This is a genomic window from Rhizobium sp. AB2/73, from assembly GCF_020871915.1.
GTDB lineage: Bacteria > Pseudomonadota > Alphaproteobacteria > Rhizobiales > Rhizobiaceae > Rhizobium > Rhizobium dioscoreae.
Genome location: NZ_CP067072.1, coordinates 288,356 through 314,807, shown reverse-complemented (window position 1 = coordinate 314,807; position 26,452 = coordinate 288,356). Strand labels below are relative to the sequence as shown.

Annotated in this window: 26 protein-coding genes; 18 read left to right on the top strand and 8 right to left on the bottom strand. The window is 58.4% G+C overall.

The genetic code is table 11. From position 1 onward, the window contains the following. The first annotated feature begins 201 nt into the window (after positions 1 to 201). A complete protein-coding gene (gene mgtA, locus I8E17_RS21145; RefSeq protein WP_229002196.1) occupies positions 202 to 2,685 on the top strand; it encodes a magnesium-translocating P-type ATPase in 2,484 nt (827 codons plus the stop codon). A gap of 38 nt (positions 2,686 to 2,723) precedes the next feature. Here the strand turns inward: mgtA and I8E17_RS21140 are convergent, their stop codons facing one another. Further along, entirely contained in the window at positions 2,724 to 3,716 is a 993-nt protein-coding gene (locus tag I8E17_RS21140; RefSeq protein ID WP_069614714.1) for a zinc-dependent alcohol dehydrogenase family protein, read from the bottom strand. A gap of 254 nt (positions 3,717 to 3,970) precedes the next feature. Here I8E17_RS21140 and I8E17_RS35300 point away from each other — a divergent pair, with 254 nt between their 5' ends. Together I8E17_RS35300 and I8E17_RS21135 are read left to right on the top strand one after the other, a co-directional pair. Then, positions 3,971 to 4,093, top strand: coding sequence for a hypothetical protein (locus tag I8E17_RS35300; RefSeq protein ID WP_257714009.1), 123 nt, complete (start codon positions 3,971 to 3,973; stop codon positions 4,091 to 4,093). Positions 4,094 to 4,155: 62 nt separating this feature from the next. Then, positions 4,156 to 5,130 carry an ABC transporter transmembrane domain-containing protein gene (locus tag I8E17_RS21135; protein ID WP_069614761.1) on the top strand — a complete coding sequence of 325 codons (975 nt, stop codon included), beginning with the start codon at positions 4,156 to 4,158 and terminating at the stop codon, positions 5,128 to 5,130. A gap of 490 nt (positions 5,131 to 5,620) precedes the next feature. On the opposite strand, the gene I8E17_RS21130 is transcribed toward I8E17_RS21135, so the two are convergent. Both I8E17_RS21130 and I8E17_RS21125 read right to left on the bottom strand, forming a co-directional pair. Then, positions 5,621 to 5,812 carry a hypothetical protein gene (locus tag I8E17_RS21130; RefSeq protein ID WP_069614715.1) on the bottom strand — a complete coding sequence of 64 codons (192 nt, stop codon included), beginning with the start codon at positions 5,810 to 5,812 and terminating at the stop codon, positions 5,621 to 5,623. A 158-nt stretch (positions 5,813 to 5,970) separates the two neighbouring features. Then, complete coding sequence (locus tag I8E17_RS21125) at positions 5,971 to 6,234, bottom strand: DUF982 domain-containing protein (RefSeq protein ID WP_069614716.1); 264 nt, start codon at positions 6,232 to 6,234, stop codon at positions 5,971 to 5,973. Positions 6,235 to 6,395: 161 nt separating this feature from the next. Between I8E17_RS21125 and I8E17_RS21120 the strand changes: the two genes are divergently transcribed. Further along, positions 6,396 to 6,614 (top strand): winged helix-turn-helix domain-containing protein, encoded by a 219-nt coding sequence (locus tag I8E17_RS21120; protein ID WP_229002177.1) that lies wholly within the window; start codon positions 6,396 to 6,398, stop codon positions 6,612 to 6,614. Beyond that, positions 6,607 to 7,017: a hypothetical protein gene (locus I8E17_RS21115; RefSeq protein WP_069614718.1), complete on the top strand. Its 411-nt coding sequence runs from the start codon at positions 6,607 to 6,609 to the stop codon at positions 7,015 to 7,017. Before I8E17_RS21120 ends, I8E17_RS21115 begins: the two co-directional genes overlap by 8 nt. Positions 7,018 to 7,024: 7 nt before the next feature. On the opposite strand, the gene I8E17_RS21110 is transcribed toward I8E17_RS21115, so the two are convergent. From I8E17_RS21110 to I8E17_RS21100, 3 genes are read right to left on the bottom strand one after another with little or no spacing between them, the layout of a single operon-like run. Continuing rightward, the gene (locus tag I8E17_RS21110; RefSeq protein ID WP_069614719.1) at positions 7,025 to 7,453 is read right to left on the bottom strand and encodes a universal stress protein; all 429 of its coding nucleotides are present in this window, start codon (positions 7,451 to 7,453) and stop codon (positions 7,025 to 7,027) included. Between the two features lie 12 nt (positions 7,454 to 7,465). Beyond that, the gene (locus tag I8E17_RS21105; protein ID WP_069614720.1) at positions 7,466 to 7,765 is read right to left on the bottom strand and encodes a hypothetical protein; all 300 of its coding nucleotides are present in this window, start codon (positions 7,763 to 7,765) and stop codon (positions 7,466 to 7,468) included. A gap of 41 nt (positions 7,766 to 7,806) precedes the next feature. Next, on the bottom strand, positions 7,807 to 8,454 hold the full coding sequence (locus I8E17_RS21100) for a BON domain-containing protein (protein WP_069614721.1): 648 nt from the start codon (positions 8,452 to 8,454) through the stop codon (positions 7,807 to 7,809). A gap of 51 nt (positions 8,455 to 8,505) precedes the next feature. On the opposite strand from I8E17_RS21100, the gene I8E17_RS21095 reads away from it, so the two are divergent. The 12 genes from I8E17_RS21095 (at position 8,506) to hemN (ending at position 22,853) form a co-directional block, all read left to right on the top strand. Beyond that, positions 8,506 to 8,892 carry a hypothetical protein gene (locus tag I8E17_RS21095; protein WP_162751812.1) on the top strand — a complete coding sequence of 129 codons (387 nt, stop codon included), beginning with the start codon at positions 8,506 to 8,508 and terminating at the stop codon, positions 8,890 to 8,892. 249 nt (positions 8,893 to 9,141) lie between these two features. Beyond that, complete coding sequence (locus I8E17_RS21090; RefSeq protein ID WP_069614723.1) at positions 9,142 to 11,076, top strand: heavy metal translocating P-type ATPase; 1,935 nt, start codon at positions 9,142 to 9,144, stop codon at positions 11,074 to 11,076. A gap of 141 nt (positions 11,077 to 11,217) precedes the next feature. After that, the gene (locus I8E17_RS21085) at positions 11,218 to 11,529 is read left to right on the top strand and encodes a hypothetical protein (RefSeq protein WP_069614724.1); all 312 of its coding nucleotides are present in this window, start codon (positions 11,218 to 11,220) and stop codon (positions 11,527 to 11,529) included. Between the two features lie 91 nt (positions 11,530 to 11,620). Further along, positions 11,621 to 12,325, top strand: a complete 705-nt coding sequence (locus tag I8E17_RS21080) for a CBS domain-containing protein (protein ID WP_069614725.1) — start codon at positions 11,621 to 11,623, stop codon at positions 12,323 to 12,325. Then, positions 12,322 to 13,638, top strand: coding sequence for a divalent metal cation transporter (locus I8E17_RS21075; protein WP_069614726.1), 1,317 nt, complete (start codon positions 12,322 to 12,324; stop codon positions 13,636 to 13,638). The genes I8E17_RS21080 and I8E17_RS21075 overlap by 4 nt, the downstream gene beginning before the upstream one ends. 219 nt (positions 13,639 to 13,857) lie before the next feature. Then, positions 13,858 to 14,559: a CBS domain-containing protein gene (locus I8E17_RS21070; RefSeq protein WP_069614727.1), complete on the top strand. Its 702-nt coding sequence runs from the start codon at positions 13,858 to 13,860 to the stop codon at positions 14,557 to 14,559. A gap of 454 nt (positions 14,560 to 15,013) precedes the next feature. Continuing rightward, a complete protein-coding gene (gene cydD, locus I8E17_RS21065) occupies positions 15,014 to 16,774 on the top strand; it encodes a thiol reductant ABC exporter subunit CydD (protein WP_069614728.1) in 1,761 nt (586 codons plus the stop codon). Then, positions 16,771 to 18,459, top strand: coding sequence for a thiol reductant ABC exporter subunit CydC (gene cydC / locus I8E17_RS21060; protein ID WP_229002176.1), 1,689 nt, complete (start codon positions 16,771 to 16,773; stop codon positions 18,457 to 18,459). The genes cydD and cydC overlap by 4 nt, the downstream gene beginning before the upstream one ends. A gap of 79 nt (positions 18,460 to 18,538) precedes the next feature. After that, positions 18,539 to 20,134 (top strand): cytochrome ubiquinol oxidase subunit I, encoded by a 1,596-nt coding sequence (locus tag I8E17_RS21055; protein ID WP_112759676.1) that lies wholly within the window; start codon positions 18,539 to 18,541, stop codon positions 20,132 to 20,134. A gap of 6 nt (positions 20,135 to 20,140) precedes the next feature. Next, entirely contained in the window at positions 20,141 to 21,295 is a 1,155-nt protein-coding gene (gene cydB, locus I8E17_RS21050) for a cytochrome d ubiquinol oxidase subunit II (protein WP_069615719.1), read from the top strand. An 18-nt stretch (positions 21,296 to 21,313) separates the two neighbouring features. Next, positions 21,314 to 21,427, top strand: a complete 114-nt coding sequence (cydX, locus tag I8E17_RS21045) for a cytochrome bd-I oxidase subunit CydX (protein ID WP_113343867.1) — start codon at positions 21,314 to 21,316, stop codon at positions 21,425 to 21,427. A gap of 79 nt (positions 21,428 to 21,506) precedes the next feature. Next, complete coding sequence (gene hemN, locus I8E17_RS21040; RefSeq protein WP_069614826.1) at positions 21,507 to 22,853, top strand: oxygen-independent coproporphyrinogen III oxidase; 1,347 nt, start codon at positions 21,507 to 21,509, stop codon at positions 22,851 to 22,853. A gap of 9 nt (positions 22,854 to 22,862) precedes the next feature. On the opposite strand, the gene I8E17_RS21035 is transcribed toward hemN, so the two are convergent. Beyond that, positions 22,863 to 24,782: a PAS domain-containing sensor histidine kinase gene (locus I8E17_RS21035; protein ID WP_069614827.1), complete on the bottom strand. Its 1,920-nt coding sequence runs from the start codon at positions 24,780 to 24,782 to the stop codon at positions 22,863 to 22,865. 21 nt (positions 24,783 to 24,803) lie between these two features. Further along, a complete protein-coding gene (locus I8E17_RS21030) occupies positions 24,804 to 25,562 on the bottom strand; it encodes a helix-turn-helix domain-containing protein (RefSeq protein WP_083258284.1) in 759 nt (252 codons plus the stop codon). Positions 25,563 to 25,704: 142 nt separating this feature from the next. On the opposite strand from I8E17_RS21030, the gene I8E17_RS21025 reads away from it, so the two are divergent. Then, a complete protein-coding gene (locus I8E17_RS21025; RefSeq protein ID WP_069614828.1) occupies positions 25,705 to 26,430 on the top strand; it encodes a response regulator in 726 nt (241 codons plus the stop codon). Positions 26,431 to 26,452: the final 22 nt, after the last annotated feature.

The window sequence follows — 26,452 nt, the reverse complement described above, 5'->3', positions numbered from 1 at the left end:
ATTGCCGGCCGATGATCGCCTGTTGACAAAGGTCAAGGCGCGCGCCGTATGCAATGACTATTAAGCCATCAGAGGTGACCGCCGATGGCTATTGAAATTGACGAAACCACCAAGAACGCTCCGCCTAAAAGACCGGCTTCCTCAAACCGAGATACGACGGTGTCGCCGTCGCCTTTTTGGTCGAAGAGCGGGGACGTTCTGCTGCATGATCTCGGCTCGCGGACAAAAGGCCTTTCGCCTCAAGAGGCAATTTCGCGGTTAAAAAGCTACGGTCCGAACACGGTCGTGGCGATGACGCACACGAATGCACTTCATATTTTGGTGCGGCAATTTCTGAATCCCCTCGTTCTCATTCTTATCTTTGCCGCGACGGTATCTTCGCTGGTCGGGGAGATGCATGATGCCATCATCATAAGCCTCATTGTCCTCGCGAGTTGCTTGCTTGGCTTTTCTCAGGAATACGGGGCAACCAAGGCGCTGGAGGCGCTGAAGAAAAGCATTTCATTATCGGCGACGGTCGTAAGGGGCGGGATGGAATCCCTTGTCCCCGCAAGCACCGTCGTCCCAGGGGATATCGTCAAGCTTGCTGCCGGCAGTCTTGTGCCGGCCGATGGCATGATCCTTTCGTCACGTGACTTGAACGTCAGTGAGGCCGCTCTGACGGGCGAGACCTTCCCGGTTGGCAAGATGGCGGGCGTCTGTCCTCCCGACGCCCCGATCGCCGCCAGGACCAATTGCGTCTTCACGGGCACATCCGTTCGCAGCGGCACGGCAACTGTTATCGCCGTCGATACGGGTGCACGCACCGAATATGCGACCATCGCCGGCGCAGTCGCGAGACAGATACCCGAAACGGATTTTTCGCGAGGCATACGGCGCTTCGGTTATCTGATGACACGGATCATGTTGATGATCGTCATTACGGTCTTTGTTGCCAACTTGCTGCTGCATCGGCCGTTGATCGACTCGTTGCTATTTTCTCTGGCGCTGGCGGTCGGGCTCACTCCAGAGCTCTTGCCGGCGATTATCAGTATGACGCTCGCCCGCGGCGCCCACGCCATGGCCGCTGGCGGCGTCATAATTCGCCGGCTGGACGCGATTGAAAATCTCGGCAGCATGAATCTTCTATGTACCGACAAGACCGGCACACTGACGGAAGGCATTATAAAACTCGACGATTGCGTCGATCCGGGCGGCATGCACTCGCAACGGGTCCGCTTGCTCGCCGTTTTGAATGCTTCGTTGCAGGCCGGACTCAAAAACCCGCTCGACGATGCCATACTGGCATCCGGCGAGACTGACGCGGATCTGAAAGGCTTCGTGAAGAAAGACGAGATTCCATACGATTTCATGCGCAAGCGGTTGTCGGTCATCGTTGGTGAGGTCGGTCAAGGTACGATGATGGTCTGCAAGGGCGCGGTCGCCAACATCCTTTCCGTCTGTACCTCTGTCAGGACGGGCAATGCTATCGCGCCCCTTGATGACCGGTGGCGTGCGGACATCGACGCGCGTTATCGCAAATGGGGCGAGGACGGCATTCGAGCAATCGCAATCGCCACCAGGCGTTTCACCCAGGACGAGAGATCTTATGACACGGACGACGAGTGCGAGCTATGCCTCGAGGGCTTTCTATTGTTTCTTGATCCGCCGAAGGCAGGCATCAAGAACGCACTGGCGGGGCTGAGACATCGCGGCATCGGCATCAAGATCATATCCGGCGACAACCGCTACGTCGTCAAACATCTGGCTGACACGATCGGGCTGAAAACGAAACAAATTTTGACCGGCGCGGAGCTGGCGTCGATGAGCAGTGATGCCCTGTTTGCCCGTGCGCCAAAGACAGATCTGTTTGTCGAGATCGATCCCAACCAAAAAGAGCTCATTATCAAAGCGCTGCGGCGTTCCGGCCATGTCGTCGGCTATATGGGTGACGGCATCAATGACGCTCCAGCCCTTCATGAGGCCGATGTCGGCATTTCTGTCGAGGGTGCGGTCGATGTCGCCCGGGAGGCTGCGGATCTCGTCCTGTTGCAGCAGGACCTCAATGTGCTGAATCGCGGTGTAGACGACGGTCGGCGAACCTTCGCCAACACCATGAAATACATATCGATCGCAACCAGCGCGAACTTCGGCAATATGATCAGCATGGCGATCGCCTCTCTGTTCCTCCCCTTCCTACCGCTGCTCGCCAAGCAAATTCTGCTTAACAACCTCCTTGCCGACATTCCAGCCATGGCCATTGCCACGGATCGGGTTGATCGACAGCAAGTGCAGCACCCAAGGCGCTGGGACATCCGCAGCATCCAACGCTTTATGATCTTCTTCGGTCCGATCAGTTCGCTTTTCGATTTCGCGACATTCGGATTTCTGCTTTTCGTCGTGCATGTATCAACGAACCAGTTCCGCACGGCTTGGTTTGTGGAGTCGCTCATTACACAGCTTGCGACCATGCTGATCGTTCGTACGACCATGACGGCATGGAAAGACAAGCCGGGTCCTTTGCTCCTATGCTCGACCGTAGTCATTATACTCATTGCGCTTGTCCTGCCTTACATTCCAATGGCTGCGAGCATATTCGATTTCACGCCGCTCCCCGCGCCGTTGATGGGAGGTCTGATCGTAATCTCGGCGATTTACGCGGCTGCGCTCGAGCTGGTGAAACGCTTCTATTTTCGTCCGCGATGACTGCGCCGGCAATATTGGCAAGGGCAGCTTATATCGAGCTAACTTGCCTCGGGCACCAATACCGCTGCGCCGACGAGACGCCCGGCGCGCAGGTCGGCGAGCGCCTCATTGGCCCTCGCGAGCGGATAGACGGTGGTGTGGGTTCGCACGCCGGCGATCCGGGCAATCGGGAAAAACTCAGCTGCGTCCGCACGTGTCAAATTGGCCACTGAGACAAGCTCGCGTTCCCCCCATAGAACGGCGTAAGGCATCGCCGGTATGTCGCTCATGTGAATTCCGCCGCACACAACCAATCCGCCCTTGCGAACCGCCTTGAGCGCAATCGGCACAAGATCGCCAGACGGTGCAAAGATGATGGCTGCGTCGAGCGGAACCGGTGCGCTTTCTTCCGACGAACCGGCCCATACCGCGCCAAGCTCCAGCGCAAACTTCTGCGCCGCACGGTCGCCGCTGCGCGTGAACGCATAAACGTCGCGCCCTTGCCAGATGCAGATCTGGGTCAGGATGTGCGCGGCGGCTCCGAAGCCGAAAAGACCGATGCGCTGGCCGTCGCCGGCCTTCCCGAGCGAACGCCAGCCAATCAATCCGGCACACAAAAGAGGCGCGAGGGATATTGGATCGGCGTCCGCATCGAGATCGAATGCAAAGGCTGCGTCGGCCACAACATGCGTCGCGAAACCGCCGTCACGCGTGTAGCCGGTGAATTGCGGCCTGTCACATAGGTTTTCAGCCTTCATTTGACAGAAAGAACATGTTCCGCATGCATGACCGAGCCAGGGGACGCCGACGCGGCGACCGAGCCTGGCGATTTCGATCCCGGGGCCTACGGCATCGACAATACCCACGATCTCATGACCCGGCACGAGCGGGAGCTTTGGATTGTCGAGATCACCGTCCACGACGTGAAGATCAGTTCGACAGACGGCACAGGCCTCGACCTTGATCCTCAGCTCGCCTGGGCCGGGCTTTGGATCATCACGTTCGACAAATATGAGCGGTTTCCCGATTTGTTGAAGAACCATAGCTTTCATGGCTGAAACCCATCCAAATTGGGGCTCGTTTCGAAGCTAAATGTCGGAAGAAAAAGCCGGGAAACGGCACGTCCATCTGCGTTTCAAGCAACCTTTTCCGCCAACTGAACCACTTCGGCGAGCGGTGTTATTTACCACCCTTCTCCTTCCACACAAATGGTGGTTCGGCCTTGACCCGAATCAACGCGCGCGCAGCAAAAACGTGAAAACGTCCAAGGGCGTGGCGACTTGTGTGACACGTCAGGAGGGCATCGGTGCAAAAGCTATTGCTGATCATATTGATCGTCATGATCGCCACGATCATCGGCATTTTATGGGTGAAGCCGATTACCGGCACCGGGCGACAGACGCCGCTTGAGAAGTCGGCAACGCGATGACCATCCTGAAAACATTTCGCCATCCGAAGGCTGCTCTATCGCGCCCGGTCCCAAAGGAAATCATGCTTCCTCGAACGCTATATGGTTTCGTTTTTCGGGCATCGGGATGGCATCAGCTGGCCACCGCGATCCTATCCATCGTGCTCTTTACAGCGGGAACCATTCCGCTGGAGGTACAGCGACGGATCGTGAATGCGGCAACGGAGAACGGCTCCTATCGAACGATCGCCTTTCTGGTGTTGATATACGTCCTTTTGGCCGTGACCGAGGGAGCCGTGAAACTCGTACTGAAAATCTACAGCAGTTGGATCGGAGAAGCGGCCGTCCGATGGCTGCGTTTGCAAGTATTCGAGGCATCGCGAACATCGGAGACAGGCGACTCCATGATGACCAGCGAAGGTGTCCAGCTCTCGATCATCCTGGCCGAAGCCGAACCCGTCGGTGGCTTCGTCGGCACGAGTATCTCGGAACCTCTGTTGCAGATCGGCATATTGACGGCTGTTTGTGGCTATCTGGTCTATCTGCAGCCACTTATCACGATCGTCGTCGTCACGATCTTCCTTCCGCAAAGTGGTTTCGTCCCGATCATGCAGGCAGCGATCAACCGTCGCGTCGGAAAAAAGATCAGCATCATGCGCAATGTTAGCGAGGACATCGTCCAAAAGGGCCACGCAATCGACACAGACGGCCATCAGGCATCGCGTATCGGAGATGTCTTCCGGATCAACATGAGCATTTACAAAATCAAGTTCACGATGAATTTCATGATGAATCTGATGACACAAATGGGTTACGCAGGCATCTTCGCGCTGGGCGGCTATTTCGTGGTCACCGGGAAGACCGAAATCGGAACAGTCGTCGCCTTCGTGTCTGGTCTCTCAAAAATAAACGACCCTTGGGGCGATCTCGTCAACTGGTACCGCGATCTGCGCGTGACACAGGTTAAGTACGGCCTCATATACAACTCCGCCCAGATTGGTACCGCGTCAGCGGGTGAATTGCCAGGCCCTCCCCATTGCCTGGAGACCCGCTCCTGAAATGTGAAGATGTGTAAAGCTCCGCTGACGATCTCGGCCACCGGCGTCGGGATATTGCGGAAAGCGGCAAACTTTATCTTTCGATTTGTCGCGTCGAATGGCAATCGTGCCGCCGACGGCATTCGCGCCGGTGGTGATCCTGGATCGTCCATCCGGCCAGCTTTGCTGAGACGTATGAGACAACCGCGCAGGAGCATCTTTGCATAGGTATTGAGAGAAAACTCAATGATGAGCAGCGACAGCATGCCTGATCGCGGATGTCAGAACCACCGGCATTTTTCATCCGTGCACATTGGACGAAGCCGCAGGCAGATGCAGTACGCGGCGAGTTGGCGGATTTTGCATATCCGAAGGAGAACCGACTGCTGCAAGAGAGCCCGAAGTCTTCGATGGGCTGGAGGCCAATAGCGGTGCACGCGGGCGCCGACGTTTGACCACGACGGTCGGGTTACATCTCGACATTATTTCATCCTCTGATTGTCGCCATAACTCAAAAGCCGTTGCCCTTTGTCGGGGGAATATAGGGATCTGGATAACCGAGCTTAGGTTTGGCGGTTGTGCTATCCGTATTCGTCGACGACTGCTGCCTTGGTTCTTTTGACTTGTCGGAGCCGCTGGATTGGTAAGCATAGGCACCGAAGATAACGCCGGCTATTGCGACGGCCAGCAAAGCTACACGCATGTTCTTCTCCTTGTCACGGATCTGCGGTTCCGAAGTCAAAGGGAACAACAAAAATGTCCGCTTTGCATTCGTGATCAATTGGTAGGCTCTCTGGCGATTTTGGACCTTGATCTACATCAATAGCCGAGGTGGGAGCGCATGCCCGTGCGAACCCAACATCATCCGATGACTGAAATATACAGGATACGCTCTTCCGCAGCGGCACGGATAAGGGCCTCTCTGGCTGCTTCCGCGGGGATGACGTCGTTCAGAGCATCAAGGCATGCCCTGATCGCCATGACATATTCCTCGCCGTCGTCGCTCGGCCAATCCGAGATCAATGTTACTGCCGCATCCCGGACGGTCTTGATGACCCGATACCTCTCGCCGGAGCGCACGACGAGCCACAGGGCAGGAAACTGATGCGATGTATGCCATTTCATAGCGCATGATCCCCCGGGCGCGAGAATATCGGCAACCCGCACAGGCAAACTTCGCTGAAAAGGTTGCGAATACTACGTTTATCAAGGCACTTGGAGGGCTACTTTGACATGCCTCAATTGAGGTTACGGGCCAGTAACGGCATCACGGCATGACAACTTTCATGGGTATCCGCCTGCTTATTCGCAACGCGGGCCGGGTCACTCCCAAGCAATTGATCGAAAGCAAGCTCTCCGAATTTGGCGACGATATCTCGACCAACGCCGTGGAATTGGCGATCTCACGCCTGCGCCGCCGCCTCGCCCCGTTTGATTTGCCCATCAGCATCGAAACAATACGCGGCATTGGCTATCTGCTGCGGGAAAAGCGGCAAAATGGTTGATCGATCTGTTCGTCCGCCAACGCTGATCCGCATCATCACGCTGCGCATCGCGCTCTTTGCAGCGCTGGCCATGACTGTGCAGGCCGCACTCGTCTTTGCCGATTATTATTTCGACAACGAGCAGTTGGCGACGTTGATGATCGAACGTGAAACCGGAAAGCTGTCGAAGGGTTTCGAACGCCGCCATGACGAAGCGCCCTACAAGTTACCGCACGACCTCGTCCGTTACGGCATCCAGGGTGGCTTCTACATCACCCGCATCCCGACTTCATTGATTGGACGACCTGACACCAAATTGCATGGCTTGATATCGAGCGCCGTGACCAGCCGCCACACCCATTCTCAGTTCCATGCCTGTACAATCAGGCGGTCACCGCGGACGACTGAGCCGAGTGCTGGATAGATCGGATTTACGATTTCGGCCCAGTTGGAATCCGGTCAATGTGAACGGAGCACTTTGCATGGTGGACAATGTGATCGACGGTGGATCCGAAAACCCTATCGAATATATCGGTCGCATGGGCCGCCACGATGATGAGATCGGCCTTTGTTTCGGCGGCAATGGCCAGGATCGTATCGGCGGCGCGGCCGGTACGGACATGAACAAGCGCCGGCGTTGAAAGCTCCCTGCAAAGCAACGACAGCTTTTCCTCCGCCTCGTCGATTACGGAGACCGCCCACTCATCCGGCCCCTGGCGGACAAGGGAGGGAAAGCGCTCGACGGTATGAGCGACATGCAGGGTTCCATCGGCATCGAGAAGCTGCGAAGCTATGTGTACCAGATGCTCGGCTTTCTCCTTTGAGCCGAGGCCAACCGCACAGACAATCGACTTATACATAGCTCCACCCCTTCAAAAGAGATCCCTGCCGCCCGCGCCGATGAATTCGGTTCGAAAGCCAAGGACGTGCACCTGCTTCAGGAACTGATCGGCGCTAAGCACATCCACCTTGAATCTGTCACTCAGACACTGGGCGAGAGGATTGCAGAACTCTTCATGAACCCATGCCTGAGCACGGGAAGACACAACCGTAATTTCCCATTCATCGCTGTCAGTTCGGTCGAGGCGAAAGTCGCAGTCCTGATGGTGCGGGAGTGGATATCCGGCACCGGCAAGCAGCGCCTCTTCCGTTCGTGTGCAATCCGTGCTCATGATTTTGCATCCTCTCTTATGTCATCGGCAGAGATGACAGATCAGGTTATGGCCAGCTGATCGTCGAGCGCGCAGACGCCCGGTGCCGACCATGCGGCACGTTCCGCCGCGCGCCGCTCGGACCATGTTCTGACCTTGCCCTTCAGGGTGACCTTGCCGCCGGAGACATCGACCTGAATCGCCTGCGCCTCCAGTTCCGCATCCCGTTCCAGTGCATTTTCGATGCGCTTCTTGACGTCATCGGCGCTGATGCCGGGAACGACCTCTATGAGATTGGAGACGCCAACGACACCGGCGAGATCCCTGACAGCGGCGGCGGCGGCATTCTTTTGGTACTGCCATTCCACCTCGCCGGTCAGCGTAACGACGCCCTTGCATACGCGGATCTGCACCATCTGCTTTGGAATGGAGATATTCCAGTCCAATATCTTGACTGCCCGTCGGGCGATGTCGTCGTCGTCTGTCCGCCGCGGGCCAAGGATTCGAACGTCTATTTCCTGGGCTATGGCGCGGACGCCTTTAACGCGTCTCGCGGCTTTCTCGGCAGCGTCCTTCTCCGCATATGTGCCAACATGTCCGGTGAGAGTGATGACGCCGTCGCGTGCGGTCACACCAATTTCGGCCGCATCCACTTTCGGCTCAAATTCCAGTTCATCCAGAATATTCTGTCTGAGAGTAATGTCGTCCATGACCGTCTCCTTGAAATTCCGTTAGCGGGAAAAGGATAGGACTAGCCAAAGGTGGCAGCATTGATCGAGGTCAAGGAACTGGTGGCCATTCCAAAGAAGGCCAACTGCTCAAGTGACAGAAAACCCGCCTGCAAGCGATCAAGCGCCTCGTTGACCGCGCTCACCAATGCCAGCACATCCTCCGGCATCCCGGTTTCCGTCAGTCGCGCGGCTATGCTGGAAGGCCCGATTTGCCGTGCCTCCTCCGCCGCCTGGCTCAATGGCTTCAGCGCGATTCAGCACGAGGATGTTGACCAGGAGAAGAAGACAAGCGAATGGGATCCATATCCACGCGATGTCAGTGACGAACTCCTCCAATACGGTATCGAAAATGACGTGCTCCCGCGGGAAGGCGATTTGCACGAAATGCACCGGATTAGTGCCATCAAGCTGCATTGAAATGCCACGCATGTTCTACGTGCGCTCGACTATTCGCGACGGATTAAATATGCGCTCGAGATTTGACGAACACACCATGAATCGCATTGCGGAGCGGAAGAAGCGATCCATTCGCGACGTTTCTTAAAATTCGCATCTCTCGTACGGGTCGCATTGAGGCGGATCAATGTGTGTTCGATGGAAACGGTTCTAATCGGCCGATCGAGTGCAACGTCATATCGGATACAAACTCAGCCACCGGAGCCAAGCATGACATTCTCCAGGGTGACCAGCACGGTAGTTTTCCTGAGAAAAACCAGTGGATCATGGTTGGTGCTGATTGCGGCATCTGGGCTTTTGGCAGGCCTTACCTTCGTATTGATCGGTAACGTCGCGCTTGCCTCCCTTGTCTGGGCAGTCGCCACCTTGCCGATCCTGGGCGCGTTGTTGCTGCAGACCTTCCGCTCCTTGCATCACGGCGATTTCGGGTTGGATATCGTCGCCGCCCTGTCAATGGCGTTCGCCCTCTCCTTTGGCGAAAGCCTCGCAGCCAACGTCGTCGCGCTGATGTATGCAGGTGGACAGATGCTGGAGGGATATGCGTCCGGCCGCGCTGCCCGTGAGATGACGTTACTGATGGGACGAGTGGCACGAACTGCATTTCGTTATGTTGGCGATCGGCTGGAACCAACTCCTATCGAGAAGATAGTAGCTGGCGATCACATCATGATCCGCCAAGGCGAGGTGCTGCCCGTCGATGGTATTCTTCTGTCTCCCCGCGCCATTCTTGACGAGTCTGCGTTAACGGGAGAGCCACTCCCTGTGGATCATCGGGCTGGTGAAGAGGTTCTAAGCGGCAGCGCATCGGTAGGTCCTGTCTTTACCCTCAGGGCACTCCGCCCCGCCTCTGAAAGCACATATGCCGCGGTTGTGCGCCTCGTCGAGACGGCACAGAAAAGCAAGGCGCCGATGGCGCGCCTTGCGGACCGTTATGGCTTGGCATTTTTGCTCATGACGGTAGCGATAGCGTTGACGGCCTGGCTGCTGTCCGACGATCCGCGACGTGGTCTTGCCGTTCTCGTCATCGCCACGCCCTGCCCGCTTATCCTGGCCGTACCGGTCGCGCTCATGGCGGGTATATCGCGCTGTGCCACGACAGGCTGCCTGGTAAAAGACGGTGGCGCCCTTGAAGCCTTAAGCCGCGTAAGGGTTGCTGTCCTCGACAAGACCGGCACACTCACGCACGGCAAGGCGCAAATCGTGGCGGTCGGCTGCAACGCTTGGATCGATAAGGACGAGTTGTTGCGTCTTGCCGCCTCCTTGGATCAAGCATCGAGCCACGTCATGGCTGCCGCTTTGATCACGGGAGCGCAGGAGCGCAATCTGCGGCTCTCGCCGCCGACCAATGTCGAGGAAGTCGGTGGAATGGGACTTGAAGGGATGGTCGACGGACGCCGCGTCGTGATCGGTGGTAGCCGCTTTGTGAAAAGCCGAAGTTTTCGGGGCACTTCCCAAGACCTTGAAGATCATCATCGATCCGGTGAAGCGGCGGTGACAGTCGCAATCGACGGCGTTGTCGCGGGAAATATCATCATGGCCGATCCGGTGCGCGCCGAGGCTATCAGCGTTCTGCAGCGATTGCGCAGCGCCGGAATCGCGAAAATCGTTCTTGCTTCCGGCGATCGCCTGGATGTTGCCTCGCATGTCGGCAACACCCTCGGCATCGAACAGGTGCTCGGCGAACAGACGCCGGCTTCAAAAGTGGAGGCCGTTATCGCGGCTAAAAGCTTTGGTCCGGTGATGATGGTGGGTGACGGCGTCAACGATGCGCCGGCACTTGCGGCAGCCGACGTAGGTGTTGCATTAGGCGCGCGCGGGGCGGCGGCCTCTTCGGAGGCGGCAAGCATCGTACTGCTCGTGGACCGGCTCGACCCTTTGGCAGCCGCCCTGGTTGTCGCCCGCCGGACCGTTGCGATCGCCCGCCAGAGCGTGGTTGCGGGACTTGGTCTTTCAGTTGCCGGCATGATCGCCGCAGCATTCGGCTACTTACCGCCGCTGCACGGCGCTTTGCTTCAGGAAGTCATCGATGTCGGAGTTATCCTGAATGCATTGCGTGCCCTTGGCCCGTTCAAATCGGAGGACGGCCCATACAGCCAGTTCGCGAATATAGCGACCAGACCTGCCTCCAAGACGCAACTATCCTGAAGCACAGATCGCCGGATCACATCACCACGCCGCTCTGCGTCTCGTCGGGAAGATCCTTCCCCTCATTGATTCTGATCAATGCCGCGGCGGCGAATATCCGCAGACTGCTTTCTGCAACCAAACCCATGAAGGAACAAACCAATGCTGAGAGCCAAACGCGACAGCCTGGGCGGTGCAGCCTCTAAAGCCATTCCCTCCCTCGGCGAGGTGGAAGGCCGCATGATGGTTCTTGAACTCATCGCGCAGACGGCGCTCACCCGTCTGATACGTCTTCACGATATGGGCGAGAGAGCGGATCTCATCAAAGCAATGCGGCACGCCATCGATCGCAAATGCCATGACGCCAGACTGTGCGGAACCGACACGAAATCCGCTGAGGAATATGCGGAAGAATTGCTGGCCTCGGCCCAAGAGCAGGCGATCGTTCTGGAATCAATCCGAAACGATACCTGAGGATGGCATCGAGCGGCTTCTGGCGTGCCTGCGATTCCGTGGGCGTCACTATAGCGGGAATCCCTAACGTAAGTGAAGATGGAGAGTCGTCGTGCAAGCCAAAGACATCATGACACGGAATGTCATCACAACCACTCCAACGATGAGCGTCCGAAACGCGGCGCTGCTCTTGCGCGCCAATGACATCAGCGGTCTTCCCGTGATTGACGACAATGGCGAGGTCTGCGGCATCCTGACCGAAGGGGATCTCATGAGACGCGTCGGCGACAATTGGGCGTCGTCGGCCAAAGACGTACCACAGCAAGACGATCGGCATGGTTTGAACAGTTACATTCAAATCTACGGCTGGTCGGTTGGCGAGGCGATGAACCGTGAGGTTATCAGCGTAACCCCCGAGACGGATGTCGGGCGGATCGGCAACCTGATGCTGTCCCACAAAATCAAGCGGGTTCCGGTCATTAGCAATCATCGTCTTGTTGGTATCGTCAGTCGATGCGATTTGATCAATCTAATCATCGACGCGCCTGGTCGACACATCGCTAAGGGCGATGACGCCATAAAGCTCGCCATCAAGACCAGGCTGGCCGCGGATCTTGGTATTGATGGCAACAAGATCGACGTCGCCGTCAAAGACGGCCAGGTACAAGTACAGGGAATCCTCGAATCCAATATCCAACAAAAGGCGATCCGAACGCTTATTGAGGGAATTCGAGGAATCAATGGATATGTCGATCGCACAACGCTCCTGCCTTCGGACGCCGTCAGCGTTTCAACGACGCGAGATAGCGGCCAATGAGTCAGGAACTCGTCACCATTGGACGATCCTCGTGGCGATCGCGATTATCGGGTCGCCTTGCTCGCCTGCGAGAGCACCCACTCGCGAGTGTGGGTCCAGGCCTGATCACCGGCGTCGCCGACGATGATCCGAGCGGCATCGCCACGTACTCCCAAGCGGGAGCGCAATTCGGTCTGAACATGCTGTGGACCATGCCGGTGTCATTTCCGATGATGGCGGTCGTCCAGGCGACGTGCGCAAGGATCGGTCGTGTGACCGGGCAGGGCCTGGCGGCGAACATAAAGACCGCATTTCCACCGATGGTCCTCTATGCTGTCGTTTTCTCGCTTCTGATTGCCAATATTCTGAATATCGCCGCCGATGTTGCCGCCATGGGCGAGGTCGCGGAGCTGGTGACAGGCTTCAACCGGCACCTGATGACAGTGTTCTTCGTTTTCGGAACGCTCGCGCTTCAGGTCTTCATCCCATATCACCGCTATGTCGCGTTCTTGAAGTGGCTGACAATTTCGCTCCTGGCCTATGCGGCGGTCCTTTTCACCGTCCACATCGACTGGCAGCAAGTCGCCTTGAGCACGATTTGGCCAAGGATCACTCCGACGTCGACCTATGCCGCGGTCGTCATCGGCGTCTTCGGTACGACGATCAGTCCTTACCTCTTCTTCTGGCAGGCATCGGAAGAGGTGGAGGAGATGAATGCCGCTCCCGGTTCAGTGCCTTTGTCCAGAGACAGTGCGGCAGCCCCCAAGGAACTTCGTCGTATTGGCTGGGATACATGGAGTGGCATGCTCTACTCCAATCTCACGGCTTTCTTCATCATATTGGCGACCGCCGTGACGCTCAATGTCGCCGGCATCACGCAGATCGACACGGCCGCGCAAGCAGCAAGCGCGCTGCGGCCGCTGGCCGGACCCTTTGCCGCGCTTATCTTCGCGCTCGGAATTCTAGGCGTCGGTCTCATCGGCGTGCCCGTTCTCGCGGGCTCCGCCGGCTATGCACTTGCCGAGGCCATGGGATGGAAATTCGGTCTGGAACGCAGTCCCAATGACGCTCGGGGCTTTTACGGCGTGATCGCCATAAGTGTGCTGCTGGCGCTGATCATTCAGTATTCGCCGATCACCCCGATGAACGCGTTGTTCTGGAGCGCTGTGATCAATGGTCTGCTCGCCGTCCCGCTGATTGCCGTCATTCTGCTGTTGGCGGCAAACCGCAAGATCATGGGCCCATACACTATCGGGAAAGGGGCCGTATGCATCGGCTGGGCCACGGTCGCCTTGATGGCGGTCGCAGCCGTGATGATGCTCGTTCCACAGTAGGCTTCTAGTGGACTCTCCAGCCTTGGCCAATCGAAGTTGTCGGGTATCTCTCAAACAGGCGCTTCAATGTCGCACAAGACGTCTTGCCCATGATCGCTATTAGCGTCGCTTGTTTGATGTCGATCAAAGCGTGGCAATCGTGCGCTCTGTAACCTTGTCGGCATGGAACAATCCAACCCCTATCGGCACCGCAAACCAAATCCATCGCCGGAGAAGACCATGCTCATTCAAGAAATCATGAACGCACCAGCTATCACCGTAAGCCCCAAAACATCCGTTGTGGATGCGGCGACGATTATGCTCGACCGTCACATCAGCGGTCTTCCAGTCGTTGATGCCGGCGGAAATATTGTCGGCATTGTCAGCGAGGGCGATTTCCTTCGCCGCTCGGAATTGCAGACGGAGCGCAAGCGATCCTGGCTGCTCGAGTTTCTGACCAGCCCCGGCAAGCTTGCTGATGAATATGTTCTTTCGCATGGCCGCAGCGTTGAAGAAGTGATGACGTCAGAGGTTGTCACTATTGCTCCCAATGCCACGCTCGCCGTTGCCGTCGACCTGATGGAAAAGCATGGGGTCAAGCGCTTGCCCGTCGTCGTACAAGGCAAAGTGATCGGAATGGCCTGCCGATCAGACCTCTTGCGCGCGCTGGCCAACATGCTGCCAAAGGAGAAGGTCCGAGCCAGCGATGATCAGATCGCCGAGGCCGTCATTGCCGAGCTGTCCCATCAGAACTGGAGCCAGAATGGCTTCATAAAAGTCAGTGTTCAGAACGGCGTCGTCGAATTGTCCGGCACCATCTTCGACGAAAGAGAGCGACTGGCCGCCAAGGTGGCAGCGGAGAACGTGCCAGGCGTCCAGTCCGTTACCGACCAGATCACATGGATCGATCCCTATCTCGGCGTTGCCATGCCGGCGGTCTGAACAACGTAATCTCTACAGGCGCAAGAAAGACGACATGGAGGGGCGGCGAACGAATGGCTCGACGCCTCGCCTTGGCCGCCATCTGGATTCCTCAGTCAGCCAAAACCGGCTGTTGGTGACGACCAAACGTTTCCCCGCACTGGCGGAGACCCTGCCTGGCAACACCCGTCTCTCAAAGTTTCCCAAAGTTGACCTAGGTCAAAGCTGAAGCGTCACGGGCAGGTTACTAAACGTCGAGTTCACCGTGCAGACGGTCCGGATCAACCCAAAAATCTCGCACCGAATGAAGTGCATTTAGAATTGTCTAAAGGTACTGAAGCGACGGAAATCACCATGAGCCTTACGCCTCTCGTCCAATCCATTCATCTCGGGCTTGTCGAGGCGGCGAAGACGCGCGCCGTTTGCTCGACGGCAAGCGCATGAGCGCCAACCCCATCGACAAGAGGCAGGCACGATGACCACGGCATTCTTCGATACGGGATCGGAAGTCAGACGGGAGGCGGAGACCGACGGCACCGACAGCTCAATCCCACCGTCTTCCACAAAAGACGGGTCGCCAAGAACAATGCGCGCCAAATTGTCGCTGGCCGCTCTCGTGCAAACGCTGGCGTCACTCCTCTGGATTCCTCAAGCAGCCTTGCTTGCCAGTGGAATAGGCGTGATCGCTGACACACATAGCATGATGGCAACGGCGGTACTGGCGCTGCTCGTCTTTCTTCTTGGCGCCTTGCGTGCCGGACTGGATGCCTTGGGCGGATGTTTGGCTTTTCGAGCCGCGCGCGCGGAACTGAGCCGGCGGCGCGAGATTGCCGTTGCGGCGCTCGCCGCCCGATCGCCACTGGACAGCGATCGTCCAGCGTCCGGTTTTGCAGCCAGCCTGATCGCCGAGCAGGCTGAAGCCATCGTGCCCTATCTTGCTCGTTTCCACCCGGCGCGGCTGAAAGCGAGTGTCATCCCACCGGCCATCCTCATCTGTGTTGCGTCGGTCTCCTGGATAGCGGCCCTCGTTCTGCTCCTTACGGCACCACTGATTCCCGTGTTCATGGCCTTGATCGGGTGGCGAGCCAAGGCCGCAAGCGAAAAGCAACTGGCCGAGACCGGCGGGCTCAATGCTTTTCTCCTCGACAGGCTGCGCGGCCTTGCCACTATTCGCGCGCTCGACGCCGTCGACCGCACCGCCTTGCGACTGCGAGCCGATGTAGAACAGCTCAAGATGCGTACCATGGCGGTGCTGAGGATCGCCTTCCTATCCTCCGCGGTGCTCGAGTTGTTCGCCGCGCTGGGCGTTGCCGCAATGGCCGTCTATGTCGGCTTCAATATGCTCGGCGCGCTCGATGTCGGCACGTGGTCCGGCAGATTGAGCCTGACGCAGGGCCTGTTCATTCTCCTGCTGGCTCCGAGCTTCTTCGAGCCTCTGAGAGAGCTGTCGGCGGTCTGGCACGACCGGGCGGCCGGAGAGGCAGCCCTGGAAGCTCTAGACGCCCTATCCAGCGCTGGCACGACGTTGCCGGGCCGGCGCGATGAAAGGGTGGCGGAAACCAGCCGTGATCATACGTTGGCATCAATCAATGTCGGTCGGCTCCGTTTCAGGCACCGGCCCGAACAAATGCCTGTTTTCCATGATTTCAGCCTAGCGATCGCAGCCGGTGAGCATGTGGCTCTCGTGGGAGAAAGCGGTGCGGGCAAGACGACCATGTTGTCGTTGATTGCCGGCCTTGTTCGTTCAGAGCGCGGCACGATCCATGTCGGCGGACGGCGGCTTGATGATATTTCCGCGTCCGCACTCCGACAGCGAATGGCCTGGATCGGGCAGCGGCCGCATATTTTTGCCGGCACGATGACCGGCAACATCACGCTCGGCCGCCCCGAAGTCAGCCCGCACGCGGTACAACAAGCGATTGACCTTGCCCACCTACGGCGAATTGTAACCCAGCGCGGCGCCACATCCATCGGCGAAGGCGGGGCGGGTCTGTCCGGCGGCGAGGCCCTCCGACTAGCGATTGCCCGTGCCGCCGCGGCCCCGCATGTTGACATCATCCTCGCGGACGAGCCGACCGCGCATCTCGACACCGAAACCGCACGTGAAGTCACCGATGCGTTGTTGGCAATTGCTCGCGGACGGACACTCGTTGTCGCCACACATGACCCCGTTCTGGCCGCAAGAATGGGTCGGGTAATCCATATCGACGCATCGGTCCGGGAGGAAGCCGCATGACGTCGACATTCTCCACTCTTTATCCCATCTGTCGGCTTTTCCTGGCGGCGCGGGGACGCGTATTGTTGCTCGGTGCGCTGCTGTCGGCCCTCACCGTGCTTGCCGGCATCGCTCTGCTCGGGCTCTCGGGTTGGTTCATTACAGCGACTTCGCTTGCCGGCCTGACGGCGACGGCCATTACCTTCGATGTCTTTGCCCCGTCTGCCGGCATCAGGCTGTTGGCGATCCTTCGCACTGGCGCGCGCTACGGCGAGCGGCTGACGACCCATGATGCGACCCTCGGCGTTCTTGCCGCCTTGCGCGAGAGGTTGTTTCGCGGTTGGGCCGCACCCGGCGCGGCAACGATTTTGATGCACAGGCCTGCCAAGCTGCTTTTCCGGCTGACGAATGATGTCGATGCGCTCGATTCCCTCTATCTGCGCGTTCTGGTGCCGGCCGTTGTCGCCATCATCTCGGCCCTGGCGGTCAGCACCGCGCTGATGCTGCTTTCGGTCCCGTTCGGCCTGCTTGTTGGCCTATGGCTTGTCGCTGCCGGTCTTGGCATTCCGTCTCTTGCGGGACGCCTGGCGCTGAAACCGGCGCGGCGGCGGGCGCACGCGATGGAAGCACTGCGCTCGCGTGCCATCGATCTCGTCGCCGGACAGACCGAACTCCTCATGGCCGGGAGATTGCAGGCACAACGCGCGGCGCTCGCTGTCGCCGATTATCGTTTGCGAGAGGCAGATAATACGCTGAACCGGATCGAAAGCGGTGTTGTCGCCGGCTTCGGCTTCGTCTCGGCCGCGTTGCTGTCCGGCACTTTGCTGGCGGTCACCGCCCTGGCAGAACGCGGCCTTATCGGTGCGCCGGTTGCCGCTCTCGGCCTGCTGGTGGCCCTTGCAGCGCTCGAACCCTTTGCAGCGCTGCGCCGTGGGGCGCTCGAACTCGGCCGCACCATGCTTGCTGCCCGTCGCATTTCACCGCGTCTGGAACAAGTTGCCCAGGCCCCCGCACATCAGATGCCGCCGGCGGGCTTGGCCGTTCGGCTCTCCGGCATATCCGCACGGTATGACGCAGCGGTGGTGGCTTCGCTTGAAGACCTCGCGCTTTCCCTGACACTGGGCAAGCATCTCGCGGTGATAGGCCCAAGCGGAGCCGGAAAGTCGACCCTGCTTGCCATCCTAGCCGGCGAACTCGCCATCGAACGCGGCGTGGTCGAAACCGTTCCGGCGACAAGGCTCACCCAACGCACGGAGCTGTTCCAAGACAGTCTGCGGGATAATTTGCGCCTTGCTGCCCCGGATGCGGACGATGAGATGCTCTACGCGGCGCTTGCGGATGCCGGCCTCCTGCCAGACGTACAGGCCCTGCCCAAAGGCCTTTCCACGCGCCTCGGCGAAGGCGGCAGCGGCCTCTCCGGCGGCCAGCTTCGCCGGCTGGCGCTCGCAAGGCTCCTGTTGCGCGATACGCCGCTCTGGCTTCTCGATGAGCCGACGGAAGGCCTGGACCGCGACACCGGACGTGATGTCATGCACCGCATCGCCGACCGCAGCCGCGGCCGTTCACTGATGATCGCCACGCATATTCGCCGTGAAGCCGAGATCGCCGACCGGATCGTCGCTCTGGACGACGGCCGCATCGTCGCCATGGCTGTGGCCGGCACACCGGAATTCGAAATGCTTCTCGATCGGCTGCGGCCGGATTGAGGGGCAATCAACATGCCCGCGACGCGTCGAATGGCGTCGCATTCCTGTCAGACACACCGTAGGGGGTGGGAGAAAGACTATGGAACTCGATATCGTGGCGCTGTCGCGCCTGCAGTTTGCCATGACGGCGCTGTATCACTTTCTGTTCGTGCCGCTGACGCTCGGCCTTTCCGTGCTGCTTGCCATCATGGAGACGACCTATGTCATGACCGGCCGCCAGATCTGGCGGCAAATGACGAAGTTCTGGGGGACGCTCTTCGGCATCAACTTCGTGCTCGGCGTTGCAACCGGCATCGTGATGGAATTCCAGTTCGGCATGAACTGGAGCTACTACAGCTATTATGTCGGCGATATTTTCGGCGCGCCGCTGGCGATCGAAGGGTTGATGGCCTTCTTCCTGGAGGCGACTTTCGTCGGTCTGTTCTTTTTTGGCTGGGACAAGCTGTCGAAGGTTGGCCACCTGGTCGCCACCTGGGCGGTGGCGCTGGGATCGAACTTCTCGGCGCTGTGGATCCTGATTGCCAATGGCTGGATGCAGAACCCGGCAGGCTCGGCGCTCAACCCGCAGACCATGCGCATGGAGATCGTCAGTTTCTTCGATGTCGTCTTCAATCCGGTGGCGCAGGCGAAGTTCGTTCACACCGTCTCGGCCGGCTATGTCTGCGCCTCGGTCTTCGTGCTTGGTGTCTCGGCCTGGTATCTCCTGAAGGGCCGCAGCGTCGAGCTTGCGAAGCGTTCGATGACGGTTGCCGCATCCTTCGGCCTGGCTTCGGCGCTTTCGGTCGTCGTGCTTGGCGATGAAAGCGGCTATCTGACGACCGAACATCAGAAGATGAAGCTCGCGGCAATCGAAGCCATGTGGGAGACCGAACCGGCGCCGGCCGCCTTCACCGCCTTCGGCTTCCCGGATCAGGAGGCCCGCGAGACCCATTATGCCATTCACATTCCCTGGGCCATGGGCCTGATCGGGACGCGGTCGCTGACGACGGAAATCCCTGGCATCGACAAGCTCGAGGAACAGGCCAAGGACCATATTCGCGAGGGTATCAAGGCTTATGACGCGCTGATGAAGATCCGCGCAGCCAAGCCGGCAACGCCCGGCGAAGTCCCGCAGGATGTTGCCACTGCGCGCACCTCCTTCGAGGATATCGGCCACGAGCTCGGTTATGCACTGCTGCTCAAGCGCTATGTCGACGATCCCCGCCAGGCGACGGAAGAGCAGATCGCGCAAGCTGCCCGCGACACCATTCCGAATGTGCCGACGCTCTTCTGGTCATTCCGCATCATGGTCGGCCTTGGGATGTTCTTCATCCTGCTGACGACGGTCTTCTTCTGGCTCTCGGCTCGGCGGAAACTGGATCGCTATCCGCTGTTGCTGAGGATCGCGGTCTTCGCCATTCCGCTGCCCTGGGTCGCCATCGAACTTGGCTGGGTCGTTGCGGAATTCGGCCGTCAGCCATGGATCATCGAAGGCGTGCTGCCAACGGCTGCGGCCGTCTCCAATCTTGGCGCCGGCACGGTGCTTCTCACCATCCTCGGCTTTGCCGCGCTCTACACCGTCCTCATCGTCATCGAGATGACGCTGATGATCAAGGCGATCCGCAATGGCCCCGAAGCGGACGACGAGCCGGAGGCCAAGCTGATTTCCGAAAACCTCGTTACCGCTGCGGAGTGACCTGCCATGATCCTGCATGAATTGATCGATTATGAGACCCTGCGCATCATCTGGTGGCTGCTTCTCGGCGTGCTTTTGATCGGTTTTGCCGTCACCGACGGCTTCGACCTCGGCGTCGGCACGCTCCTTCCCTTCGTCGCAAAGACGGATACGGAGCGGCGCATCGCCATCAATTCGATCGGCGCGACCTGGGAGGGAAATCAGGTCTGGCTGATCCTCGGCGGCGGCGCCATCTTCGCCGCCTGGCCGCCGCTTTACGCCGTGTCCTTCTCCGGCTTCTATCTCGCCATGTTCGCCATCCTGTTGGCGCTGATCCTGCGGCCGGTTGCGTTCAAATACCGCTCGAAGCGCAATGGCGCCGGCTGGAAGGCGGGTTGGGACTGGGCCTTGTTCGTTGGCGGTTTCGTTCCATCGCTGATCTTCGGCGTGGCGGTCGGTAACGTGCTCCAGGGCGTGCCGTTCCGGTTCGACGGCGATATGCGCATCTTCTACGAAGGCTCCTTCTTCGCGCTTCTGAATCCATATGCACTCCTCTGTGGTCTGCTGTCGGTTGCCATGCTTGTCATGCACGGAGCCGCCTGGCTTCTCGTGAAGACAGATGGAGTTGTCGCCGAACGCGCGCGTCGCTTCGGCATGGTGGCGGCTCTGGTCGTGATCGTGCTCTTCGCGCTCGGCGGCCTGTTCCTTTGGATCGGCATAGACGGCTATCGCATCGCCAGCGCAATCGATGTCGAAGGCCCGTCCAATCCGCTTCTGAAGACGGTCGAACACAGCGCGGGCGCATGGTTTGCCAATTATGGCAGCCATCCATGGATGACGATCGCGCCGGTTCTCGGATTCCTGGGCGCGGCGGCTGCCTTGCTTGCCATGCTCGGGCGGCGTGAAGTGACCGTGCTGCTGTTCAGCAAGCTTGCCATCTTCGGCATCATCTCGACGGTCGGACTGTCGATGTTTCCCTTCATCTTGCCGTCCTCGCTTGATCCGCGCTCCAGCCTCACGGTCTGGGACGCTTCGTCCAGTCATCTGACGCTCTTCATCATGCTCGTCGTCGCCGTCATCTTTCTGCCGATCGTGCTTGCCTACACCGCATGGGTCTATCGCGTGCTGTGGGGCAAGGTTGACGAGGCGACGGTCAACGACAAGGGCGGCCACGCCTACTGATCTGAAAGGAGATTTCGCATGTGGTACTTTGCCTGGCTTCTCGGCTTCCCTCTCGCCGCAGCATTCGCTGTCCTCAACGCCATGTGGTACGAAATCGTGGATGACAATACCGAGACGAACAATCGTGGATAGCGCCCCGGCGGCCGGGCACGTCGCCCGGCCCATGCCCGCCGACCGATCCCTCTGCCCAATCTATTGAAAGACCCCTCCCGTGTTCACCAGCTCGCTTGCCCGCTACGCTCAACCCGTGCCGCGTTACACCAGCTATCCCACGGCGCCGCATTTTCACGAAGGCATTGACGGCGCGTGCTATGCCAGATGGCTTGGCGAGACGGATCCGCATAAACCCGTTTCGCTCTACTTGCATGTGCCCTTTTGCGATCAGCTCTGCTGGTTTTGCGGCTGTCATACCAAGCAGGTACGACGCTACGATCCCGTTGCCGATTATCTCGAGGCGCTTGGGGACGAGATCGTGCTTACCGCGTCCGCCCTTTCCGATCGGCGACGGATTAGTGCCATTCATTTCGGTGGCGGCTCACCGACCGTGATCGAGCCTGACGGCATCGACAATCTTCGTGCGAAACTCGACGGTGCTTTCGACCTTGACGCGGATTGTGAGATCAGCGTCGAGATCGACCCGCGCAATGCGGACCATGACAAACTCGAAGCTTGGCACCGCTTTGGCATCACGCGTGCGAGCCTCGGCGTCCAGGATTTCGATCCCGACGTTCAAAGGGCAATCAATCGGCCACAAAGTTTCGAGCAGACACAAGCCGTCGTGGGAGCCTTGCGCAACGTCGGCATCGGCTCGATTAATCTCGATATTCTCTACGGTCTGCCGCTGCAGACGACGGAGACGCTGCGACGGACGATCGATCTTGCGGTGTCCATGCGGCCAAATCGTATCGCGCTCTTCGGCTATGCGCATGTTCCCTGGGTGAAAAAACACCAAAGCCTTATCGATCAAGATACCCTTCCCGGTCCGGCCGAGCGGTTCGACATGGCAAGCAATGGTGCCACTCAATTGGCGGAAGCCGGCTATATCGCACTCGGTCTCGATCATTTCGCCGACCGGCACGACAATCTTGCCGCCGCGGCCAGCGATGGAAGGATGAGACGCAATTTCCAGGGATACACGACGGACGATGCCGAGACGCTGATCGGATTCGGAGCATCTTCGATCGGTAGGCTGCCACAAGGCTATGTCCAGAACACAGTTTCTGCAGCGGATTATATCCGCAAGGTCAGAGCCGGCGAGCTTCCTACCATGCGCGGCTTCGCACTTTCGCCTACCGACCGCATCATCGGCAGGTTGATCGAGAGCCTCATGTGCAATTTCTCCTTCTCCATCTCCGATCTGAAGCGAGCTTTCGGAGCCGAGATCGACTCGCTGCTCGTCGAGGCGGCGGGAATTGCCGCTTTGGAAGGCGCTATGGTTTCCTTCGACGGAGATACGTTCTCGGTGAAGCCGGAAGGAAAACCTTTCATTCGCACGATCGCCTCCCGCTTCGATCGCTACCTGACACGTGACATGGCGCGCCACAGCGCCGCCGTGTGAGGCAGACAGTCAATCAAGGAGCTCGCGCAGACGGACGGCGAGCTGGCGGGCGGTGTAGGGTTTTTTCAACCAACTGCCAGCCTCCGCCAATTCGCGACCGGCGATCGTGGGCTCTGCATATCCTGATGTGAACAGCACCTTGATTTCAGGGCGCATGGCCCGGATTTTATGTGCGAGTTCATCCCCAGCCATGCCGCCGGGCATCACCACATCGGTAAACAGCAGTGCAATATCATGATTTTCCTGGAAAAGAGCGAGAGCCTCGGTTCCATTGCTTGCCTCGATGACACTGTATCCGGCGTCGAGAAGACGGGAGACTGTGACGCGACGAACACGAGCATCGTCCTCCACGACGAGGATACGCTCGAAGCCTTTTGGAATAAGGTCAGGCTTCCTGTCGTCTGCATGAACTGGCTCCATTTCCGTTCGTGCCTTTTGGGCAGGCAGGAAGATACGGACGCTCGTCCCTTGGCCGATCTCGCTATAGAGCTGGACAAGGCCACCTGACTGCTTGGCAAAGCCATAGACCATGCTGAGGCCAAGCCCAGTGCCAGCTCCCATCCCTTTCGTCGTAAAGAACGGCTCGAAGGCACGCTCCTTTGTCTCGCTTGACATGCCAACACCGGTGTCGGTCACCGCGATCAACACGTATTCACCGGTCCGGACCTCCGGATACATGCGTGCGTAGTCGGCATCGAGCCGCAGGCGGGAAATCTCGATCGATAAAAGCCCGCCGCGGGGCATCGCGTCCCGTGCATTGATTGCAAGGTTGAGGAGAGCATTTTGCAATTGCGAGCCATCAACGAGTGCTTCGTTCGCGGAACCGGTAATGACGGTTCGCAATTCGATCGCCTCGCCCAATGTGCGGCGCAAGAGATCGGAAAAGCCGGATACGAACCTACCGATGTCCATAAGCTTGGGATTGAGGGGCTGGCGACGGCCAAAGGCAAGAAGTTGAGCGGTCAGCCTGGCTCCGTCCTCGGCCGCTGCCTGTGCCTCGGAAACCAGCGACAGCAGCTTCGTATCCTGCAGTCGCGCCTCGATCATTTCCAGATTGCCGCTGATGACGGTCAGCAGATTGTTGAAGTCATGGGCGAGGCCGCCAGTCAGTTGGCCTATGGCTTCCATCTTCTGTGATTGTCGAAGTTCCTCTTCGATCTTGTGGCGGCTCGTAAGATCCCGGATGAAGCCGGTAAATATCCGCTTGCCGTTGGTGACCGCCTCGCCAACCGACAATTCCATCGGAAAGACCGTGCCGTCTTTGCGCTGCCCGCTGACGACGCGACCATAACCAATGATGCGGCGCTCGCCGGTTGTCAGATAGTGCGAGAGATATCCATCATGGGCCTCGCGGTCCGGCGAAGGCATCAGCATCGAAACGTTTTTTCCATGGACGTCCTCTGCCGAATATCCAAACAGCTTTTCCGCGGCGGTGCTGAAGGACGCGATCACTCCTAACTCGTCGATCACAATCATCGATTCGGGGACGGTCGCGAGAATTGACCGCAAATGAGCCTCACGCTCGGCCAAATCCGCCTGAATCTGTTTTAAGTGACTGATGTCATTATTGGTTTGAACAATGACGTGTTCGTCTGGATCGGCAGAGGATGCCGCGACCCAACGGCTCGTCACGACGATGGGCCTGCCATCCTTGTGCAGATGCACAAGCTCCCCCTGCCAGGCAATCTGCCGTGCGACCTTGCTGCGGATTTCCTCGATAGGCTCCGGGAAAATAGTCGACAGCAACTCATGAACCACCTGGCCAATAGCCTCCTGTTGGGTCCAGCCGTAGAGCCGCTCGCATCCCGACGTCCACCTCCGGATGATTCCGTCGAAGGTGTGCACGACAATATTCGCGCTATCGAGGATCTGGGCGATTTCGTCCAACCTCGTTTCCGTGGCTTGCTGTCCTGACGACCGGTCGTTCATCGAATTTCCATTTGCATTCGGTTAGTGGCGCCGCCGGGCATTATCCAAGGAAATGACGGGCGAATAGCGATCGTCGCATTCATCACCCTCTCCCGCCAGATGTGCAAGCATCCTGGCTTTTAAAACGCGGATGGAATGGCGACCCACAGGGCTGACGATACCCTTGTTTGTCAACCTCGTCATGGTTCGGGAAACCGTTTCGATCGTTAGGCCCAGATAGTCGGCGATATCGAGACGAGTCATCGGAAGATCAACGACACCGCACGAGCGATCCTGTTCTCGTTTCCGCTGTAGCTGCCGCAGCAAGAAGCTGCAAAGCCGCTCTTCGGCATTCTTGCAGGACAGCAACACCATTTGATCCTGGGCCGCCGCCATTTCGTCGCAAAGACGGGCAAGGAGCTGCGGCCTCAGTTCCGGCGAACTGCCAACCGTATCCTCGAAGGCTCTCCGGGAGAAACGGCGCAATCTGACAGGGGTTACGGCTTCGGCGCTATAGAGATAGTGATTTCTGAGCGAAACGCCGACAAGATCGCCAGGATAGAGGAAGCCTGTGATGACGCGCCTGCCATCCGCCATGATCTTGAAAATGCGTAAAACCCCCTCCACCAGCTCAAAGAGATGTTTTGACTGGTCGCCTTCGAAGAACAACGTTGCGCCGGCATCCAATTGCTCCAGTGGTTGCTTCGAGAATAATGATTGAAGACAGACCGGTTCGGCATCGAAGGCAGCAACAACCTCATTGTAACTCTGAGCCCGCTCAGCGCTATTTGCCGACAACATGACAATCCCTCTCAAATGTTGTTCCGATGCCGGGTAGATTGATGCCTTCCGAGTGACAGCCGAATGCCACGCGTGTTAGAGATCGTGCAATTTTGTAACGGATTGTCACAGGTCGCAGCCCGTCTTTACTGGAAACCTTGCAATGGCCATCGATCAGCAACGGCGTGAACATCTTCTGGTCGTGGATGACGACCCCAGAATCCGTCAGATGCTGACACGCTACTTCGAGGACGAAGGGTATGTTGTTAGCGCGGCATCGAACGGCCCTGAGATGCGGGCGTCTCTGCAGCAAGCGAATTTTGATATCATTCTATTGGATTGGGTCCTGCCCGGCGGTGAGGACGGATTGGACCTTGCCCGCGAAATCCGCGCACAGTCGGACATTCCGATCATCATGCTGACCGGTCGCGACGATGTGGTCGACAGAATCGTCGGAATTGAAGTCGGCGCCGACGACTATATCGCCAAGCCCTTTCATCTCAGGGAAGTGCATGCTCGACTGAAGTCCATTCTTCGCCGCCGCCAGCCTATGACGAAAGCTCGAGAAAACGAGCCAACGGACATAATTGGTTTTGAAGGCTGGCAGCTCGATATCGGCAAACGGCAGCTTCTATCACCGGACAAAAAGGAAATCGAATTGACCACCGGTGAATTCGACATGCTGGTTGTATTCGCACGCCACGCCGGACGGGTCCTCAGTCGCGAGTTCCTGATGGAACTGACGCGCGGCCGTAATCTGGAAGTCTATGATCGAACGATCGATGCCCAGATTGCGCGACTGCGCAAGAAGATCGAGACCAACCCCACGCATCCACAGTTGATCAAATCGATACGCGGTGTAGGCTATGTCTTCACCGCCAAGCGATGACAGTCTGTCGCGGCAAACGAAT